At 65.1% G+C, this 2,075-nt stretch carries 1 protein-coding gene; it reads right to left on the minus strand.

Annotated elements, in window-relative coordinates; genetic code table 11:
* Window positions 1-2,075, minus strand: a 2,075-nt coding sequence (locus tag B9Z49_RS21255) for an S-layer family protein (RefSeq protein ID WP_199225138.1), incomplete at both ends; no start/stop codon positions are given.

Below are 2,075 nucleotides of genomic sequence, written 5' to 3' on the forward strand. Positions count from 1 at the left end.
CCGTTGGTGCCGTTGACCGGCGCGGCCGTGTTGATGGCCGTGGTGCCGGTGGCGCTGACGATGGTTGCCTTGAGGATGTAGGTGCCGGGGTTGCGCGAGGCGTCTGTCCAGGTCCATGCGCCGGTGCTGCTGGGCGTGACAAAGGCGGTGGTGATCGAGCCGGTGACCGGGTCGGTGAATTCGAGCATGACGCGGTCGCCCAGGCCATCCTTCCAGTTGGTGATGGTGCCTGCGTAGGTCAGTGTCTGGTCGTTGGTGATGAAGTCACTGCTGCTGACGCCGCTGTCGGTGGTGGCCGAGACGATGTCAATGGTGGCCGTGCTGTTGTTCAGCGCCGACGCGTCGGTGGCACCGTTGATGCTGATGACAATCGTTTGGGTGCTGGTCAGCCCTGCTGCGTCTTTGACGGTGTAGGTGAAGGTGTCGGTCAGCGGTGTGCTGGAGGGCAGCAGCGCTTCGACGGCGGCGTTGCTCTGGTTGACGGTGTAGCTGTAGCTGCCGTCGGTGCCGATCTTGAGCGTGCCGTAGGCACCGGTCACGCCGGTGGTGTCGGCAGTGGCGTTGGCCGCTGTCACAGGGGTCGCAGTGCCGCTGGTGCCCGCAAGGATGGCGCTGACGGCTTTGGTGTCGGCCTGATCGACGTCGGTGTCGTTGGTCAACACGTTGCCGGTGGGGTTGACACCAGGGGTGCCGTTGGCGCTGCCGCCCGCCTCGGTTGCGCTGGCCACATCGGTCACGGCTACGGGCGCGTCGTTGGCGCCTTGCACCGTGACCACCAGGTTGGCGGTCTTGGCACCAGTGCCGTCGTTGGCGGTGTAGGTGAAGACTTCGGTCAGGGTGTTGGTGCTGCCTTTGAGGCTTTGCACCGTGGTGTTGGTGTTGTCCACGGTGTAGACATAGCTGCCGTCTGCGCCGATCACCAGCGTGCCGTACTGGCCCGCAATGGACGTGCCGGTGCTGCCCGTGGTGCCTGCGCTCACGGCGGTGGCGGTGCTGTCGCTGATTTTTTGAATACCGGTCACGCGGGGCGTGGCGCCCACGTCGTTGCTGAGCACGCTGCCGCTGGCGTTGCTGCCCAGTGTGCCGTTGGCGGTGCCGCCCGCCTCCACCGCTGCCGAGCTGTCGTTGGCCAAGGCCAGCGATGCCGCTGCCGTGGTGGTGTTGATGCTCAGGTTGACGATGTTGTTGGTCTCCACCAAGTGGCCCGCCACGCTGTCAGCACTGGCGCTGTAGGTGTCCAGGTTTTGATTAGAGGCAGCGTCTGTGAACTTGCCTGCGGCCACGGCAATGCTGCCCGGTGTGGTGCTGTTGGCCGTCGGCGTGAAGACGGCGATGTAGATATCCTCGCCTGCAGCGTTCACGCCCACTCGGGTCAATGCGCCCAAGGTGCCGCCCGTGACCACGATGTCGCCAGCGCTGCCGTTCCAGGTGAAGTCACTGGTGGCTTCGCTCACCGTGAAGGTGATGGTGGCACTTTGGCCCGTGCTCAGGCTGGCTTGGTTGCTGCTGATGGCGATCTTGGGCGCTGTGGTGTCCACCGCCGGGTTGACCACGATCAAGAAGGTGTCGCTCACGCTCAGGCCTGCCGCATCCGTGCGGGTGACCGTCACGCTGGTGGTGCCGGCCGAGGGGGGCGTGCCGCTGAAAGTGCCGTTGGTGGCGTTAAACGTCAACCAACTGGGCAAAGTGCTGGTGGTGTAGGTGGCCGTCTCGCCGTTGCCCGTGCTGTCCACGTCGGCAAAGTTGGCCAAGATGCTGAACGGTGAGAGGGGCGTGCCTGCGGTCAATGACTTGTCCGCTTCTTGCACGACCACCGTGGGCGCGTCGTTGGCGCCTTGCACGGTGACCACCAGGCTGGCGGTTTCTGTGCTGGTGCCGCTGGCGGCGGTGTAGCTGAACACCTCGGTGAGTGTCTGACCGCTGGTGCGCAGGGCTTGCACCGTGGCGTTGTTGTTGTTCACCGTGTAGGTGTAGCTGCCGTTGGTGCCCATCACCAAGGTGCCGTATTGGCCCGTGATGGTGGCCGGCCCGCTGGTGGTGCTGAGCGCTGCGCCGCCTGCAAGCTTGGCCGATTG

It is taken from the genome of Limnohabitans sp. 2KL-51 (assembly GCF_003063645.1).
In the GTDB taxonomy this organism is placed as follows: domain Bacteria; phylum Pseudomonadota; class Gammaproteobacteria; order Burkholderiales; family Burkholderiaceae_C; genus Limnohabitans_A.